Source organism: Actinoplanes rectilineatus, assembly GCF_000962825.1.
Classification (GTDB): Bacteria; Actinomycetota; Actinomycetes; order Mycobacteriales; family Micromonosporaceae; genus Actinoplanes; species Actinoplanes rectilineatus.
The window spans coordinates 164,170-180,595 of sequence record NZ_JZKF01000001.1 but is presented as its reverse complement, the minus strand read 5'-3'; the positions used below and the strand labels follow the sequence as shown (position 1 = coordinate 180,595).

At 72.4% G+C, this 16,426-nt stretch carries 11 protein-coding genes and 1 pseudogene; 7 read left to right on the top strand and 5 right to left on the bottom strand.

Annotated elements, in window-relative coordinates; genetic code table 11:
• Window positions 1-5: 5 nt before the first annotated feature.
• Genes WH85_RS00680 through WH85_RS00670 form a run of 3 tightly spaced genes read right to left on the bottom strand, consistent with a single transcriptional unit; the run spans window position 6 to window position 2,207 of the window.
• A complete protein-coding gene (locus WH85_RS00680) occupies window positions 6-641 on the bottom strand; it encodes a GntR family transcriptional regulator (RefSeq protein ID WP_045739609.1) in 636 nt (211 codons plus the stop codon).
• A gap of 10 nt (window positions 642-651) precedes the next feature.
• Complete coding sequence (locus WH85_RS00675) at window positions 652-1,590, bottom strand: FtsK/SpoIIIE domain-containing protein (RefSeq protein ID WP_045739608.1); 939 nt, start codon at window positions 1,588-1,590, stop codon at window positions 652-654.
• Window positions 1,587-2,207: a TetR/AcrR family transcriptional regulator gene (locus WH85_RS00670; RefSeq protein WP_045739607.1), complete on the bottom strand. Its 621-nt coding sequence runs from the start codon at window positions 2,205-2,207 to the stop codon at window positions 1,587-1,589. The genes WH85_RS00675 and WH85_RS00670 overlap by 4 nt, the downstream gene beginning before the upstream one ends.
• Before the next feature lie 40 nt (window positions 2,208-2,247).
• On the opposite strand from WH85_RS00670, the gene WH85_RS00665 reads away from it, so the two are divergent.
• From WH85_RS00665 to WH85_RS00655, 3 genes and pseudogenes are all read left to right on the top strand, one after another.
• On the top strand, window positions 2,248-3,198 hold the full coding sequence (locus tag WH85_RS00665; protein WP_245673760.1) for a saccharopine dehydrogenase NADP-binding domain-containing protein: 951 nt from the start codon (window positions 2,248-2,250) through the stop codon (window positions 3,196-3,198).
• A 399-nt stretch (window positions 3,199-3,597) separates the two neighbouring features.
• Window positions 3,598-5,628 (top strand): alkaline phosphatase family protein, encoded by a 2,031-nt coding sequence (locus WH85_RS00660; protein WP_169792390.1) that lies wholly within the window; start codon window positions 3,598-3,600, stop codon window positions 5,626-5,628.
• Window positions 5,629-5,679: 51 nt separating this feature from the next.
• A pseudogene (locus WH85_RS00655) lies at window positions 5,680-7,126 on the top strand (flavin-containing monooxygenase).
• 24 nt (window positions 7,127-7,150) lie between these two features.
• On the opposite strand, the gene WH85_RS00650 reads toward WH85_RS00655, so the two are convergent.
• Window positions 7,151-7,933, bottom strand: a complete 783-nt coding sequence (locus tag WH85_RS00650; RefSeq protein WP_157410657.1) for a hypothetical protein — start codon at window positions 7,931-7,933, stop codon at window positions 7,151-7,153.
• Window positions 7,934-8,916: 983 nt separating this feature from the next.
• On the bottom strand, window positions 8,917-9,870 hold the full coding sequence (locus tag WH85_RS00645; RefSeq protein ID WP_169792389.1) for a lysylphosphatidylglycerol synthase transmembrane domain-containing protein: 954 nt from the start codon (window positions 9,868-9,870) through the stop codon (window positions 8,917-8,919).
• A gap of 460 nt (window positions 9,871-10,330) precedes the next feature.
• Between WH85_RS00645 and WH85_RS00640 the strand changes: the two genes are divergently transcribed.
• The 4 genes from WH85_RS00640 (at window position 10,331) to WH85_RS00625 (ending at window position 16,258) form a co-directional block, all read left to right on the top strand.
• Window positions 10,331-13,534: an SCO7613 C-terminal domain-containing membrane protein gene (locus WH85_RS00640; protein WP_157410656.1), complete on the top strand. Its 3,204-nt coding sequence runs from the start codon at window positions 10,331-10,333 to the stop codon at window positions 13,532-13,534.
• Window positions 13,535-13,633: 99 nt separating this feature from the next.
• Window positions 13,634-14,533 (top strand): CPBP family intramembrane glutamic endopeptidase, encoded by a 900-nt coding sequence (locus tag WH85_RS00635; protein ID WP_045739603.1) that lies wholly within the window; start codon window positions 13,634-13,636, stop codon window positions 14,531-14,533.
• Window positions 14,534-14,549: 16 nt separating this feature from the next.
• Window positions 14,550-15,656, top strand: a complete 1,107-nt coding sequence (locus tag WH85_RS00630) for a sensor histidine kinase (RefSeq protein WP_045739602.1) — start codon at window positions 14,550-14,552, stop codon at window positions 15,654-15,656.
• Entirely contained in the window at window positions 15,653-16,258 is a 606-nt protein-coding gene (locus WH85_RS00625; protein ID WP_045739601.1) for a response regulator transcription factor, read from the top strand. Before WH85_RS00630 ends, WH85_RS00625 begins: the two co-directional genes overlap by 4 nt.
• Window positions 16,259-16,426: the final 168 nt, after the last annotated feature.

The window sequence follows — 16,426 nt, the reverse complement described above, 5'->3', positions numbered from 1 at the left end:
GGCTCCTATAGGTCGACGCTGTGGTGCAGGTGGCCCCAGATCTCCGTGTTGATCCGGACGGCCCGCGCCTCGTCGCGCGCGGCCAGGGCCGAGATGAGGTCGTCGTGCAGCCGCACGGAGCGGGACGCCTGGGCCGAGGTGAACAACAGGCGCTCGGCACGGCGTACCACCGGGGTGTGCCGATCGACGGTGCTGATGGCCGCGGCATTGCCGTAGGCCAGCAGGGGGATCGCGTGCACCTCGTCGTCGGCGTCGAGAGCGGCCTCGACGTCACCGGTCGCGACGGCGGCGGCGAACCGGGTGTTGGCCTCGCGCATCGCGGTCACCAGGTGGTCGTCGAGGCTCCCAGCGACGTGGCGGACGGCAAGGTCGTGCATGGCGCCGAGCACCGCGGCGGCGTCCTCGACCTGCTTGGCGACCACCTCGGTGACCCGGGTCCAGCTCTGCGGCTTGGTCTCGACGAGCCCGTCGGCGGCCAGCCGGGCCAGCGCCTCCCGGATCGGCGCGCGGGACAGACCGAGGCGTTCGGCAAGGTCGTCGGGGCGCAGCGCGGATCCGGGCGGCAGTGTGCCGTCGATGATGGCGCTGCGGATCCGCCCGTAGGCGGCGTCCCGCAGCAGGTTGCGCCCGATGCTCTCCACAACTGAAATGTTAGATACCAGTGGTGGAGTCCCGCAATGGTTCCCACAGTTCCTTCTCCACACCCGGCCAGCCCGCCAGCTGATCGACGACCCGGTCCAGCAGGGGCAGGTAGGCCGCCCGGAACCGGGTCACCGGGTCGCTGTCCCGCTTGAGGAACCCGTTGCCGGGCTCCCGCGGCAGCTCGTTCCAGGCCGACGGGATGCCCAGGAGCCGGGTGCTGTCCGACTGCGTGAACGTCCGGAGGACCACCCGGTAGGAGAGGTGCCGGTCGAAGTCGTCGATCCAGTCCGCAACCGTCTGATCGGCGATCAGCAGGTGCAGGCCGAGCGCCCGCCCGAGGCGGGCGACCCGCCGGAGCAGCGGGACCAGGCCCGGGGAGGAGTCCTTGATCAGGCTCAACTCGTCGATCACGATCAGGAGATGCGGGAGCGGCATCAGCGGCGCGCCGGCCCGGACCGCCTTCGTGTAGGCCGTGTGCGACCGGTGCCCCTCGGACCGCAGCAGCTCCTGACGGCGGGCGATCTCGGCGGTGAGGGTCGTCACGAACCGGTCGAGGCGGGGCGACCCCGGCCACTCGGCGGCGACGTCGCCCATGGTCACGAAGGCGTGCGGCAACCGGGCCAGACCGTGGAAGGTGTCACCACCGCGCGCCTCGATACCGGCGAAGCCGACGTCGGCCGGGGCATGGGTGATCGCCAGCGTGGTCAGCAGCGTCCGGATCAACTCGGTCTTGCCGGACGCGCTCGCCCCGCCGATCACGCCGTGCGGGCCCATGCCGCCCTCAGCCGCCTCCTTGAGGTCGAGCTCGACGACGGCACCGTACGCCGTCCGGCCGATCGGCACCCGCAGCCGGTCGGGCCAGCGCCGCGGACGCCAGACGACCTCCGGGTCGATCGACTCCGGATCGTCGAGGCCGAGCAGGTCCAGCAGACCGACGATCTCCGTCATGGCGCCACCAGTGTCCGGGCCAGGCAGTCGGTCGCCCAGATCCGCCACTTCTCGTGGCTCCAGCCCAGGTGGTCGACCATCAGCAGGTAGGTCTCCGGGGACAGCAGCGCCACCGCGGTGTCCGCCGCGTCGATGTCGCGCAGGGTCGCCTTGGTGGCCAGCGCCGCGGCGAACACGCCCTGTACCTCGCGGTGGTGGGCGATGCTGGTGGCGCAGACCTCGGCCAGCTCCGGATCGGACGCCGCGCCGCGCACGATGTCCAGCAGCGGCGCGGCCCGGCGCAGCACCTCGCCGACGCCGGCCACCTGGCGCTGGATCTGGCCGTGCGGGTCCGGGTCGGCGAGCGCCGCACGAACCCAGGGCCGGTCCAGGGTGGGAATCGGTTCGTCGTCACCGGCGATGGCCCGGTCCAGGGCGGCGACCAGCACCGCCCGCTTGGTGCCGAACGCGTAGTAGATCGTCTGCTCGCCGACCCCGGCGGCCGCTGCGATCGAGCCGACGCTCGTCGCCTGATAACCACTGGTGACGAAGAGGGGGATGGCCGCCTCGGCGATCTTGTTTCGAGTCGCCCGTGACCTGGCGGCTCGCCCGTCGGGCTTCTGTGCGCTATCACTCACCGTGTTGACTATAGCGGCACTACAGAAACATTCTTGGAGTGTGACTACAAAAATTCGCGTCCTCATCATCGGCGGCTACGGCGCGGTCGGCCGGGAGGCCGCCACCGCTCTGGCCGGCGACTTCACCGTCCAGGTCGCCGGCCGCCACCCTGAGAAGGCCCGGCCGGTCCCGGGCACCACCGCGGTCCACCTCGACCTGGCCGACCCGGCGCAGGTCGAAGCCGCCCTCGACGGCGTGGACGTGGTCCTGATGTGCGCCGAGACCGGCAACGCCGACCTGGCCCGAGCCGCTCTGGGACGCGGCATCCACTACCTGGACATCTCCGCGACGCCCTCGGTGCTGGCCGCGATCGAACCCCTCGGCCCCCTCGCCGCCCGGCACGGCGCCACCGCGATCCTGAGCGTCGGTCTCGCGCCCGGCGTGACGACACTTCTTGCCGGGTACGCCGCCGCGCGTGCTCCCGGCACCCCGGTCGACATCGGCGTGCTGCTCGGCTCCGGCGAACGGCACGGCGCCGCGGCGATCGACTGGACCCTGGAGGGCCTGGGCCAGATCGCCGGATCATGGCCCGCGGTGTTCCCCGCCCCGTACGGCAGGCGAACCGTGCACGCCTTCCCGTTCGCCGGGCCGGCCGGCACCCGGCACGGTCTGGCCCTGGACTCCCGGCCGATGACGGCCCTGCTCGGCGCGCTCAACCGGCCCGCGGTCGCCCTGCTGCTGCGCCGCCCCGCCGCCCGCCGGTTCGCGGCCGGCCTGCTGGACGCGGTGCACCTCGGCGGTGACGGTTTCGCGGTGTCGGTGCGGGCCGGATCGGTCACGGCCGGGTTCACCGGCAACCGGCAGAGCCGGGCCACCGGGCTGTTCGCCGCGCAGGCGATCCGGATGCTGGACACGATGCCCGCGGGCGTGGCACACATCGACCAGCTGGTCGACCCGGCCACCTTCCTGACCGCACTGGCGGCCCAGGGCTTCCATCTGGAGCTCGATTAGACACGTTTCGCCATCGTGATCCGCATGGCGACTTCAGCCGCCCCTCCCGCCCGTAATCACCACACCCACCACAGGCGTGTTGACTTCGGGCGTCCAACGCGCCCGTAATCACCACACCCACACGGGCGTGTTGACTTCGGGCGTCCAACGCGCCCGAAATCACCACACGGGCGGGCTTCGCACCGCTGCGGGTGTTCCCGGCCCGGAGCGCGGCCCCCGGGCCGGGAGAGTGCCGTGGCCGCAACGCTGCGGCGGCCACGACGCGGGATCACCTGCTGAATCTTGCTTCCCACTGCGGAACCACCGGTCGGTGGCTCCGGGGACCACTCAACCAGCGGCGATACGCGTACGACAGGGCCGAAGGACCCGGATGATCGAGTGATGCGAGGTGGCGCCGTGGTGACCCATCGCGACGTCCGGGACGCGGTGCTCGGCCTGTTGCCCACCGCGGGCGCCCTGACCGCGGCGTCCTGGCTGCTCACCGGACTGTCCCTGGGCCAGTGGTGGGTGGGTCTGGCGGTGGCCGCCGTGGTGGCGGTGGCCGACGGGCTGTCCCGTCCGGTGCTGCGGGTGCTGGCCCGCTGGTGGGGTGCGGTCGCCGCGCTGATCCTGGGCGTGGTCACCCAGGTCCTGATCGTCGGTCTGGTGCTGATCGGCCTGCCGTGGGTACGCGTGCACAGCTGGGTCACCGTGCTCACCACGTTCGCCGTGGTCGGTGTGGTCTCCGTGGTGGTGCACTGGCTGCTCGGGGTGAACGACAGCTCCTACCTGGTCGCGGACCTGCTCCGGCGGGCCCGCCGGGTCCGTGCCGCGCCGGCCGCCGGCGCACCCGCGGGACTGGTGATCGTGCAGGTGGACGGCCTGCCGTTCCCGCTGCTGCGGCACGGCATCCACAGCGGGGTGCTGCCCACGCTCGCCCGCTGGGTCCGGTCCGGCAGTCACGACGCCGTCGGCTGGTGGGCCCGCGTCCCGTCCACCACCCCGGCCAGTCAGGCCGCCCTGCTGCACGGCTCCAACGACGGGATCCCGGCGTTCCGCTGGTACGAGCAGGCCCTCGGCCGCCTCGTGGTGTCCAACCGGCCGGCCGACGCCGCCCTGATCGAGGAGCGGGTCTCCGACGGCCGGGGTCTGCTCGCCGGCGGCGGGGTGAGCATCGCCAACATGTTCAGCGGGGACGCGGACACCGCCCTGATGGTGATGAGCCGGGCCGGGCGGCGCGGCGGTCTCGGGCCGGGCGGCGACTACCTGCGGTTCTTCGCCCGCCCGTTCATACTGGTCCGGTCGCTGGTGCTGACCGCCGGCGAGATCGTCAAGGAGCTGCACCAGGGGCGCCAGCAGCGGATGCGGGGCGTCGAGCCGCGGATCCACCGGCACGGGGCGTACCCGCTGCTGCGCGGCCTGACCAACGTGCTGCTGCGGGACCTCAACGTGGCGCTGGTCGCCGAGCACATGATGCGTGGCGCACCGGTGATCTTCGTGGACTTCGTCGACTACGACGAGATCGCCCACCATGCGGGGGTGGCACGGCCGGAGTCGATGGACGCGCTCGCGGGCGTCGACCGGGTCCTCGGGACGCTCGAACAGCTCGCCGCGGCGGCACCCCGGGACTACCGGTTCGTGGTCCTCTCCGATCACGGGCAGAGTCAAGGTCCGACATTTCGTCAGCTTTCCGGGCGTACCCTGGAAGAGGCCGTCCGTGCCCACCTGGCTCTCCCCGCGCCGGTCACCCTCGCCGCGACCAGCGACGTGGAGGGGTGGGGGCCGGTCAACGCTCTGCTCGCCGACCTTCTCGGCACCGGCGGACCGGTGGGCCGATGGGCCGCCCGGCGATCCACCGGGGAGAGCGCCGGCATGCTGGTCGGACCGCCGGACGCCGGGCCGGGCGGTGATCGCACCGACCTGGTCGTGGTCGGCTCCGGCAACCTGGGCCTGATCTGGTTCCCGCGCCTCGGTGACCACGTCACGCTGGAGGACCTGCAGGAACGCTTCCCGGCGCTGATCCCGGGGCTGCTCGGTGAGCCGGGCATCGGGTTCGTGGTGGCCGGCAGCGCCCGCGGACCGCTGGCGATCGGGCCGCGCGGCGTGCACCTGCTGGCCGAGGACACCGTCCAGGGTGAGGATCCGCTGGGTCCCTTCGGGCCCCGCGCGGCCCGCGATCTGCTGCGGGTGGCGACCGGGACGAACCATCCTGATCTGTACGTGCACAGCACGCTCGACACCGGCACCGACGAGGTGCACGCGTTCGAGGAGCTGGTCGGCTGCCACGGTGGACTGGGCGGCTGGCAGAACCAGGCGGTGCTGGTACACCCTGCCGGCTGGACCGTCGACGAGGAGCTCCTCGATGACGGGGAGTTGTACGGGGCCGACGCGGTGCACCGACAGCTGATCCGTTGGCTGGAACGAGCCGGGTTACGGGATTTTTCACGATAAAGAGGCATTTCGCGCTGGCATGGAGGCGCTCCGACCACGATCCTGAACGCCATGGCCGAACACCTGGACGTCGCCGTCATCGGCGCCGGCATCTCCGGCATCGGCGCCGGACGATACCTGCGCACCGAACTCCCGGCGAAGACCTTCGCCATCCTGGAGGCCCGGTCCGCCTCCGGCGGAACGTGGGACCTCTTCCGCTACCCCGGCGTGCGCTCCGACTCCGACCTGCACACCTTCGGGTACGCGTTCAAACCGTGGCGCCACCGCGAGTCGATCGCCACCGCACCCCGGATCCTGGAATACCTCCACGAGACGATCGCCGAGAACGGCCTGGACGAACACATCCGGTACCGGCACCGCGTCGTCGGCGCCGCCTGGTCAAGCACCGACGCCCGCTGGACCCTCGACGTGGACCACGACGGGCAGCGCCGGACCGTCACCGCCAACTGGATCTTCGCGGCCGGCGGGTACTACCGCTACGACCAGGGGCACACCCCCGAATTCCCCGGACGCGACCGGTTCCCCGGGCCGATCGTGCACACCCAACAGTGGCCGGACGGACTGGACCACACCGGCCGACGGGTCGTCGTGATCGGCAGCGGCGCCACCGCGGTCACGGTCGTCCCGGCCATGGCGGCGACCGCGAGTCACGTCACGATGCTCCAGCGCACGCCCTCGTACGTACTCCCGATGGGAACGCACGATCCGATCGCCGCCGCACTCACCCGGATCTTCGGGCCGGACCGCGGCCACACCCTCACCCGGTACAAGAACATCACCCAGCAGCGGGCCGTCTGGAAGTTCTGCCGCCGCCACCCCGGCCTGGCCCGCCGCATCCTGCGCCGGATCACCGCCCGGCAGCTGCCACCCGGATATCCGGTCGACGAACACTTCAACCCGCCCTACCCGCCCTGGGACCAGCGGCTGTGCATCTCCCCCCGACGGCGACCTGTTCGCCGCCATCCGCTCCGGGACGGCCTCGGTCGTCACCGACCGGATCACCACGTTCACCGAGACCGGGCTGCTCCTGGAATCCGGCCGCACCCTCGACGCCGACATCATCGTCACCGCCACCGGCCTGCGCGTCCAGGCGTTCGGCGGGGCCGCGCTGACCGTCGACGGGACACCGGTCACGCTGGCGGACACCATCGCGTACAAGGGCATGATGCTGTCCGGGGTGCCGAATTTCGCGTACGCCATCGGCTACACCAACTCGTCGTGGACCCTGAAGATCGGCCTGCTCTGCGAACACTTCTGCCGCCTGCTCGCCCACATGGACGCCCACGGGCACCGCGTCTGCCGCCCGGAACCCGCCGCACCCGGCATGACGACCCGGCCGTTCCTCGACTTCGGCGCCGGATACATCCGCCGGGCGGTGGACGAACTGCCCCGCCAAGGCGACCGGATGCCCTGGCTGACCTCGATGAACTACCGCGACGACGTGCGCCTGCTGCGCGCCGCCACGGTCGCCGACCCGGAGCTGCGGTTCACCGCCTGAGCCCCGGACCGGCCACCACGAACCTCAGAGAGTCTGCGTCAACTTGTGCGCGGCCGTCTTGCTGATCTTCTTGAACTCGGCGTCCGGCGCATCCTGGAAGCCCATCAGACCCACGGTCATGGAAACATTCTTGTACGCGACGACGGCCAGCTTGCCGTGCACGGTCATCGAACCGCCGCTCGGATTCGGCAGGGTCAGGTCCATCGCGATGCCGACCGAGGCGTCACCGAGAGCGGACAGCTTCGCCCGCGACATCGAGATCTTCATGCCGTTGGCCTCGAACTCCGGGCACCGCTTGAGAACATCCTCGTTGGAGCTGACGATGGCGCGGGCGGTCGTGGCGCCGGTGTCGACGAGAACCTGCAGCACGACCGGGCCTTCGGGGCCCTTGAGGAACGAGGCGAACTCGGACTTCGGTTTCGTCGCCTTGCCCCGCAACACCTCGGCCAGCCGGTGCATCACCGGTGGAACGACCGGCTTGGTGGACGCGATCGGGTCCTCGGCGCCCTGACCGGCGCAGGGATCCCCGGACGGCCCCTTCTCGTAGAGGGGGGTGAGCGTCTCCCGCAGCGAGTCGAGATCACTCGTCGCCTTGTAGCCTTCCGGCAGTTCCTTCTCGACGAGCAGCCCGTCCTTGAGCGGCTTCCCCCCGACCTCCGCCCCGAGGCCCACCACACTCACGGCAGCCGTCACCGACCCGGGCGACTTGGCGTAGGCGGCGCTCGCCGTACCCGCCATCCCCGCGGCAGTCACCGACAGACAGAGCCCCAGCGAAACGGCCACCGGGAACCCTGCCGATATCTTCATGGCTTCTTTCTTGGTTCGTCCCATTACTTCACGATAATTCCGACTTACCCGGCAAGCCCCCGTTTCCGCAACGTCTTCCCAGTTCAGGAGCCCCATCCGTCCCAGCGGCAAGCCCTCGTCCGCAACAGCAACAGCAACAGCACCAGTCCCACCCGTCAACGCCACCCGAGACGGCGCCCGCACCCGATCAACCCACCAGGCCGGCGACAGCACCCGATCAAGGCATTGGGCGCATAGACCCTCCGCTTCAGGCCGGCCTCTGCACCCGACCCCTTGATCGGGTGCGCCGATCACCCCGAGGCGCGCCGGCGCCGATCACGCCAACGCAGGACGGCGGCCGCACGCGTTCACGCCCGCCAAGACGGTGAGTGCACCCGATCCCACGATCGGATGCACTGACCCTCCGCTTCGAGATGGCGGGCGCACTCAATGACGTGATCGGGTACACAGACCCTCCGCTTCAGGCCGGCGGCCGCACCCAACGCCTTGACCGGGTACGACCACCGGACCTCGAGACGGTGAGCGCACCCGATCACCACGGCCGAAACGGTGAGCGCACCCGATCACCACGGCCGAGACGGTGAGCGCACCCGACCACGGGATTGGGTGCGCTCACCGTCCGATTCGGGAGGGTGAGCACACACGGCGGCGTGATCGGGCGCTACCACCGGCCCCCGAGACTGCGAGCGCACCCGATCACCGCGGCCGAGACGGCGAGCGCACCCGATCACGCCGACCCGGGCGGTGGGCGCGCCCGATCACGGCGGCCGAAACGGCGAGCGCGCCCGATCACGCCGACCCGGGCGGTGGGCGCGCCCGATCACGTGATCGGGCGCGGTCACCCACCGTTTTGGGATGGTGAGCGCACGCGATGGCTTGATCGGGTGCGGTCGCCGCCTGGGCCTCCGCCGGCGGAGGCCCTCGCCGCCGCCTGTGAGCGGTGAGGGTGGGCGGGAGGGGTGGGGAGTTGCGGGCGGCGAGAGTTAGGGGCGGCGGGAACGGAGGAGCAGGTGGCCGGCCGCGCCCAACGGCAGCAGGATCCAGAAGGAGACCAGGCGGTAGACGAGCACCACCGCGGCCGCCGGAGCCTCGGGGGCGCCCGCCGCGATCAGGGCGGCCAGCATCGTGGTCTCGATCAGGCCGATGCCGCCGGGGGTGATGGGGATCTGACGCACCAACTGCACGCCCAGGTAGATCACGGCCAGCCGGGTGATGTCCACGTCGGCGTGGCTCGCCTGGGCTGCGGCCAGGAGGCAGAGCATGTCGAGCAGCCAGTTCGCCACGCCGGCCAGGAGAGCTCCGGCCCACGTGGTCGCGGGGACCCCCTGGGCGGCGGTGCGGATCGGGGACAGACGGTCGGCCAGCCACCGGACCGGCGGGCCGGACCACCCGGACGCGCGACGGCGGGACAGGGCGACGGCGGCCGCCAGCAGGAGCACCAGCCCGGAGGTCAGGAGCACCGACCAGCCGAAGCCGTAGAGCAGGGCCAGCGCCACGAAGGAGACCAACCCGGACAGCAGGGTCACCGCCACCGCGACCGATTTTGACGCGCCGTGGCGGCGGAAGATCTGGAAGGCGTAGGCGGCGGAGACCGCGGAGCCGGCCGGCAGGGCCATGCTGATCGCGGAGCGGCTCAGGGTCAGGGCCACCGCAATCGCCGGGGGCATCCGGACGCCGAACCCGTGGAGCAGGCGGCGCTGCTGATCCGCGAACGCCACCTGGGAGAGCAGTCCCGCCGCCAGGGCCAGCGCCACCCAGCGGGCGTCCACCGCGGTCAGCGCCGCCAGCAGCGTGTCCGGGTCGGGCAGCTGCTCGCGCAGGGTGATCGCGGCCAGCACGGTCACCGCCACCACCAGCACGGCACGGATCAGCCGCCGGGCCCGCAGGCGAGGGCTCCGGGATCGCCGTGGAGAGACCGGCTCCGCAATCGTCGTCACGATCTTCAGCGTCGTCGGCCGGGGACGTTCCGTCGTCGTCCCAGCGCGGGCATGCGGTGTACCGCACATGCGGTAGTCGAGGTGAGCACGCACGGACGGTAGCCGCGTGAGATCGATGTGACGTTGATGCCGGCTGGGTGCCCGCTCCATGCCCGGCCCGCGCACGGGGCCGGGGCGCGGGACGGGCATGGAGTGGCAGCAGGGCCGCGCTCCGGGAGCCCGTGATGGAACGGGTAGTTCGTACCGTAAAGGAAGGCGCAAGCGAGTCACCGAGAGTGACCTACTTGCGGCGGTGGGGGAAGCTTGGCACCCTGTCAGGCCCGCTACCTCGGAGATCATCGTGACCGCCGCACCACCCCCGCTCTATCCGTGTCCCTGGTGTGGAAACACTGCGTCACTGCAGACCGGCTGTCCGGGGTGCGGGCGTGGGCCGGACGTGAACGCCGCCGAGGTCGTGCGGATGGATCATCTGATTGCCGGGATCGAGCGGCGACTGGGGCAGGTCCGGGATGCCGCGGCCGGGGTGGAGGTGCGGCTGCGGCAGCTCCGGGACGAGGCCGCGCAGATGGAGCGGCAGATCGCCGAGGCGCGGGCGATCCGGCATGCCCACGCGGCCCGGGTCATGATGCCGGGTCCCGTCCCGGTGATGCCGCCGCCGGCCCCGGCAGAACCGAGACTTTCCGCGCTGACCGTGCAGAACGTCCTGTTCGCGATGGGTGGGCTGCTACTGCTGGTGGCGGCGGTCGTGTTCACCGCGGTGGCCTGGGTGCAGGTCGGGGTGGCCGGGCGCGCGTTGCTGCTGGCCGGGGCGACGGCCGCGGTGCTGGCGGTGCCGCCGCTGGCGGTCCGCAAGGGGCTGCGAGCAGCGGCGGAGACGCTGGCCGCGGTGGGTCTGTCGATGATTCTGCTGGACGGGTTCGCGGCCTGGGCTGTTGATCTCGCCGGGGTGCAGGCGCTCGACGGCGCGCTCTACGCGGCGGGGGTCTGCGTCGGCACCGCCGGTCTCGCTGTCGGGTACGCCCGGGCGACCGGCCTGACCGGACCGCGGGCGGCGGCGCTGGCCATCGCCCAGCCGGTCCTGCCGCTGATCGCCGCGGCGGTCGGCGCCGAACTGACCGGCTGGGTCCTCGCGCTGACCGGGGTGACCGTTCTTGATCTGGTGGTGTCGCGCCGGTGGACGACTCCTGAGGTCCGATGGGTCGCTCATCTGGGCGGTCTCGGGGCGGCCGGCCTGGCGCTGCTCCTCGGACTGGCCGGCGTGATCCTCCAGGATGCGCCGCCGGCAGCCGCGCTCGCCGGGGCCGCGTCGACGCTGGTCGCCGTGGTCCTCACCGCCTGGGCGGTGCTGTCCGGCAACCGGGTGGCGCAGGGCATGGCCGGTGGCCTGCTCGTCGTCACGGCCGGGATCAGCGCCGCGTGGTGGACGCTGGCTTTCGAGGGTTCCGGGGCGATGCTGCGGGCGGCCCTGGTCGCGCTGGTGATCGCCGGCGCGGTCGTGCCGGCCCGCCGGTTCGCGGCCGGTTCGGCGGCGCTGCGTCTCGGGCTGTGGGTGGGCGCGCTGGTCGTGGGCGCGGTGCCGGCCGTGGCCGTGCTGGTCTGGACCCTGGTCGCGACGCTCCGCAGCACGGACGCCGCGTACCGGCTCGCCCGGATCGACGGCCTGTCCTGGGATCTTCCGCCGGCCGCGCTGGTGGTCGCCGGCACCGCGGTGCTGCTCCTCCCCTACCGCGGGGTGCGCCTCGACCTGACACTGGCCGGTACGGCGGTCGCCGTCCTGCTGGTCCCGGCGTCGTTCGGCCTGCCCTGGTGGACGGCCGCGGTCGCCGGGAGCACGGTGGCGGTCGCCGCACTGCTGCTCGCGGTCCGCGGTTCGGTGCCGTTCCGGCTGGCGGTCAGTGGTGCCGGCATCCTGTTCGCGCTGGTCGTCGGGGCGGGTCAGGCCGCGGTGGCGGCCGGGGTCGGCGCGGTGATCGTGGTCGCCGGGCTGGGCACGGCGCTGATCGCGTACGCCGGCCCGCGCCGTAGTCCGGTCGGGGTGACCGCGGTGACGGCCGGCCTGGGCGCGCTGCCGCCGACGCTGTGGCTGGCCCTGATGGCGGCCGGCACCCCGGCTCCGGTCCGGGTCCGGGCGACGTTCGCGCTGGGTGCGGCCCTGACGGCGGCGGTTCCGGTCGTGGTACGACTTCTCGGCGGGTACGCGCAAGCCGCCCGTGCCGTGGCCCTGACCGTGGTGTCGTCCGTCCCGCTGTGGTCGGCGTCCGGAACCGACCCCGTCGTCCTGTACGCGGCGGCCGCCCTGCCACTGATCGTGATCCTGCGTCCGGCGATCGCCACCGGGATCATCGCGGCGGTGCTGCCGGTGCTCGCCGTCGGTCTGCTGACCTTCACCGACCTGGCCGTGGTGCTGTTCGAGCCCTACACGACGCTTGACGTGCTCTGGTCCGGGCACGCCCCGGCCCAGTCTCCGGTGGCCTGGTCCTCGGTCGCGGCGCTGCTGATCGCCGCCCTCGCCGCCGCGCTCCTCCTGGCGCCGTCCGGGGTGCGTGCCGCCGCCCGGGCAGCGACCCCGCTGCTGGCCCTGGCCGGACCGCTCGCGATGGCGGCGGCCGGTGCGCCCTGGCCGGCGGTGCCGTTGACCGCCCTGATCATCGGGTTGTCCGGCCTCGTCGCGCTCGCCCTGACACCGTCGCGGACCGGGTGGGACGCCGGCCTCGCCGTGCTCTTCGCAGTGCTGACGGCGGCGGCGCTCGCCGGGTCGGCCGCGGTCCACGGGGTCACGCTGGCGGCGTTCGCCCTGCTGGTCACCGCCGCCGCGATCACCGGTGTGGCCGGGTGGCTGCCGGCGTCCCGGATCGCCGGCTGGCTGGCCGGGGCGGCGGCGCTGCTGGTCGTCGCGTACACGGCGTCCGACATGGCGGGGCTGGAGTCCGGCGGGGCGGGCCGGGCCGAACTCGCCGCGGCACTCGTGATCGCCGGCGTCGAGTGGCTGCTCGCCACCCGCAGCGGGCACCCCCGGGAGGCCCGGGCCGTCGGGGCGGCCGCCCACGCGGCGGCCGTCGTCGCCCTGCTCGTCTCCGGCACCGCCGGACAGGCCGCGGTGATCGCCACCGTGTGGGCGGCGGTCCTCGCCGTCCGGGCGCTGCGCCGTAACGAGACGTCCCGGTTCGGCTGGTCTCTCGCGAGCGGGCTCACGGTGCTGCTCGGCTGGTGGCTGTTCCTGTTCTCCTCCGACGTCCGGCTGGTCGAGGCGTACACGCTGCCGGCCGCGATCCTGGCCCTGGTGGCGGGCTGGGCCGCACGCCGCGGAACGCCGGTGCCGTCGTGGGTCGCGTACGGTCCGGCGCTGGCCGCGGCGTTCGTCCCGACGATGGCGGTGACCCTGGGTGCGGCCGACCCGCAGTACCTGCGCCGCCTGCTCCTCGGGCTGGGTGCCCTGGCCGTGCTGGTCACCGGCGCCCGCGCCCGTCTGCAGGCGCCGGTCGTCGTCGGTGGCGCGGTGCTGACCCTGGTCGCGCTGCTGGAGATGGCCCGGTACTGGGATCTGGTGCCGCGCTGGGTGCCGCTCGCCTTGGGCGGCCTGCTGTTGGTCGGCATCGCCACCACCATGGAGCAGCGCCGCCGCGACGTGCAGCGGCTGCGTACCGCCGTCGGCCGGATGCAGTAGGACCATGACATTCGACATGGTTCTCCCCGGGTGAACGCATGCCCAGGTCACGACTGGTGACACTCGGCCCGGGGCCGGCGCGAACCTACGGTTTGACGCATGACCACTGCTCCCCTACTGGCGCCCCCTGTCCACCGTCGCACCGAGTACCACCGGGTCCTGGCCGGTGACCGGCGTCGCGTCGGCCGGGGGCTGCTGGCGATCGTCCTGCTGGCGGCGGGCGTCGTCGGCGCGACGATCGGGCTCGGTGCGGCCGCCGCCCGCCTCGAGGCGGCGCTGGGCCTGAGCGGGTATACGCCCGTCGGTCACGCTGCGACGATGCTCGCCATCGGCCTGACAGTGCCGTGGGCCATGCTGCTGCAGCGGTGGCTCTACGGGGTACCCGGGCCGTCGCTGAGTTCGGTGGTCGGCACGTTCCGGACAGCGGTGTTCGGCCGGGCCCTGCTGGTGATTCTTCCGATGTGGACCGTCAGCCTCGTCGTGGTCAACCTGTCCATGCCGTACGCGACGACGCCGTGGCCGTCCCACACCCTGGCCGCGTTCTTCGTGGTCACCGTCCTGACAACGCCGTTGCAGGCGGCCGGTGAGGAGTACGGCCTCCGCGGGCTCGTGTTCCGTGTCGCGGCGAGTTGGGGCCGCGGCCCGGTCGCGGCGCTGACCTTCGGGGTCGCCGGATCGAGTCTGCTGTTCGCGGCGCTGCACGCGTCCTCGGACCCCTGGCTCAACCTGTACTACGTCGTCTTCGGCGTCACCCTCGCACTGATCACGTGGCGGATCGGGGGCCTGGAGATCGCCGTCGTCATCCACGCGGTGAACAACACGGTCGCCTTCATCATCACGCTGCTCCTGCAGATGGACCTGACCGTGATGTTCGACCGGTCGGCCGGGTCCGGCTCAGTGATCATGCTGCTGCCGTGCGCGCTGCACGTCACGGTCGCCGCCGCCGTCTGGTGGCGGACCCGGCACGCAGGCCCCGCACGTACCCCCGCCGAAGGCTGACCTGCACAATGACCACATGAGCGACTGGCCGTTGCCGAGTGCGCACCGGTTCGAGACGTTCGTTCGCTGGTCTGCCTCCCTCGTGGCGGGGATCCCGATCCTCACCCTGGCGATGGAGCCCGGGGTGTTCGATTCGATCGCCGCGGGCACGGCCCTCGTTCTCTGTGTGGTCCTGGCCGCCGGGAACATCGCCGTCGTCAACCGGGCCATCGACGGCATCGGCGACCGCGGCCGATCCCCGCGGACGGTCGTCCTGGTCCTGTGGGTGCTGGCCGGAGTCGCCGGGGGCGTGCTTCTCCGGGTGCTGCCGTCGCCGGGGCCGGGGCTGGCCGCGGCGACGACGGTGACCTGCGCCGCCGCGAGCGTCGTGCCGTCACTCACCGCGCGCCGGGCGCTCGCCCTCTCTGCGGCGGTGCTCGTGCTCTGCGTCCTGATGGGCGACACCGGCAGCCGTCTCGTGGACGCGGTTCTGATGGGTTTCGTCCTCGGGACCTGCTGGCTGAGTGCCTGGACGCTGCGAGTCCTCAGGGAGCTGAAGGCGGCGACCGAGGCGACCGAAAGGCTCCGCATCGCCCGCGATCTGCATGACGTCTTCGGGCGTACCCTCGCCACGATCTCGGTCAAGAGCGCGCTCGCCGCCGAGCTGGTCCGCCGGGGTCACGCCGAGCAGGCCGCCGGGGAGATCGGGGAGATCCAGCGGATCACCGGGGACGCCGGCACGGAGGTCCGCCGCGTCGTCCGCGGTGAGATCGACACCAGCTGGGACGTGGAGGCCGCCGGGGCACGGTCGCTCCTGCAGTCCGCGGGCATCGCCTGCACGATCTCCGGTGATCCGGTTCCGCCATCCTGCGTGGCGGGGTTCGGCTGGGTCGTCCGGGAGGCGGTCACCAACGTGCTGCGCCATTCCCGGGCCACCGAGGTACGCATGACGACCAGCACCGCGGAGAAGGAGGCGACCGTGACGATCGTCAACGACGGGGTGCCGGACGGGTCCTCGCCGGACGGCACCGGCCTGCGGGCGATGGCCGGACGGATCGAGGCGCTCGGCGGGACGGTCGCCGTCTCCCGCGACGCCGGCCGGTTCGTGCTCGCGGCGACGCTCCCGGTCCGGGCAGGCTCATGATCCGCATTCTGGTCGCCGACGACGAGCACCTCATCCGGGACGCCATCGCGGGCCTCCTCGAACTGGAGGCCGACTTCACGGTGGTGGGCCGCGCGGCCACCGGCGACGAGGCGTCGACGCTCGCCGCGCGGGTACGCCCGGACGTGGCCCTGCTCGACCTGCAGCTCCCCGGCCCGACCGGGATCGAGGTGGCGCGGAGCCTGGTGACAAGTCTGCCGGAGTGCCGCAGCATCATCGTGACCTCGCACGGGCGGCCCGGTTATCTCAAGTCGGCGCTGGCCGCGGGCGCACGCGGTTTCCTCCCGAAGACCGTCCCGGCACAGACCCTCGTGACGGTGATCCGCGATGTGCACGCCGGCGGTCGCTATGTCGACCCGGTGCTCGCGGCGGAGGCGATCAGCGCCGGGGACTCGCCGCTCACCCCGCGGGAGGCGGACATCCTTGCGCTGGCCCGCGACGGGGCGCCGGTCGAGGAGATCGCCCGGCGCGTGGTGCTGTCGCGGGGCACGGTGCGGAACCACCTGGCCTCGGCGATCAGCAAACTCCACGCGGCGAACCGTCACGAGGCGGCGCACATCGCCGCGGGTCACGGGTGGATCTAGGGCTGTTCCCCGTGCCCTGTGCACCTGCTGTGGGACGAGCGCCACTGTCCGCATCGGGAGTGATGCATTTACCTGCGTCACATTGTCGATCTATGTTGTGATCGCTGCTCGATCCACGGGGGAATCGGCGCGCCCCTCCGGACGGCTCGATCATCCTCCGTGGTCCTA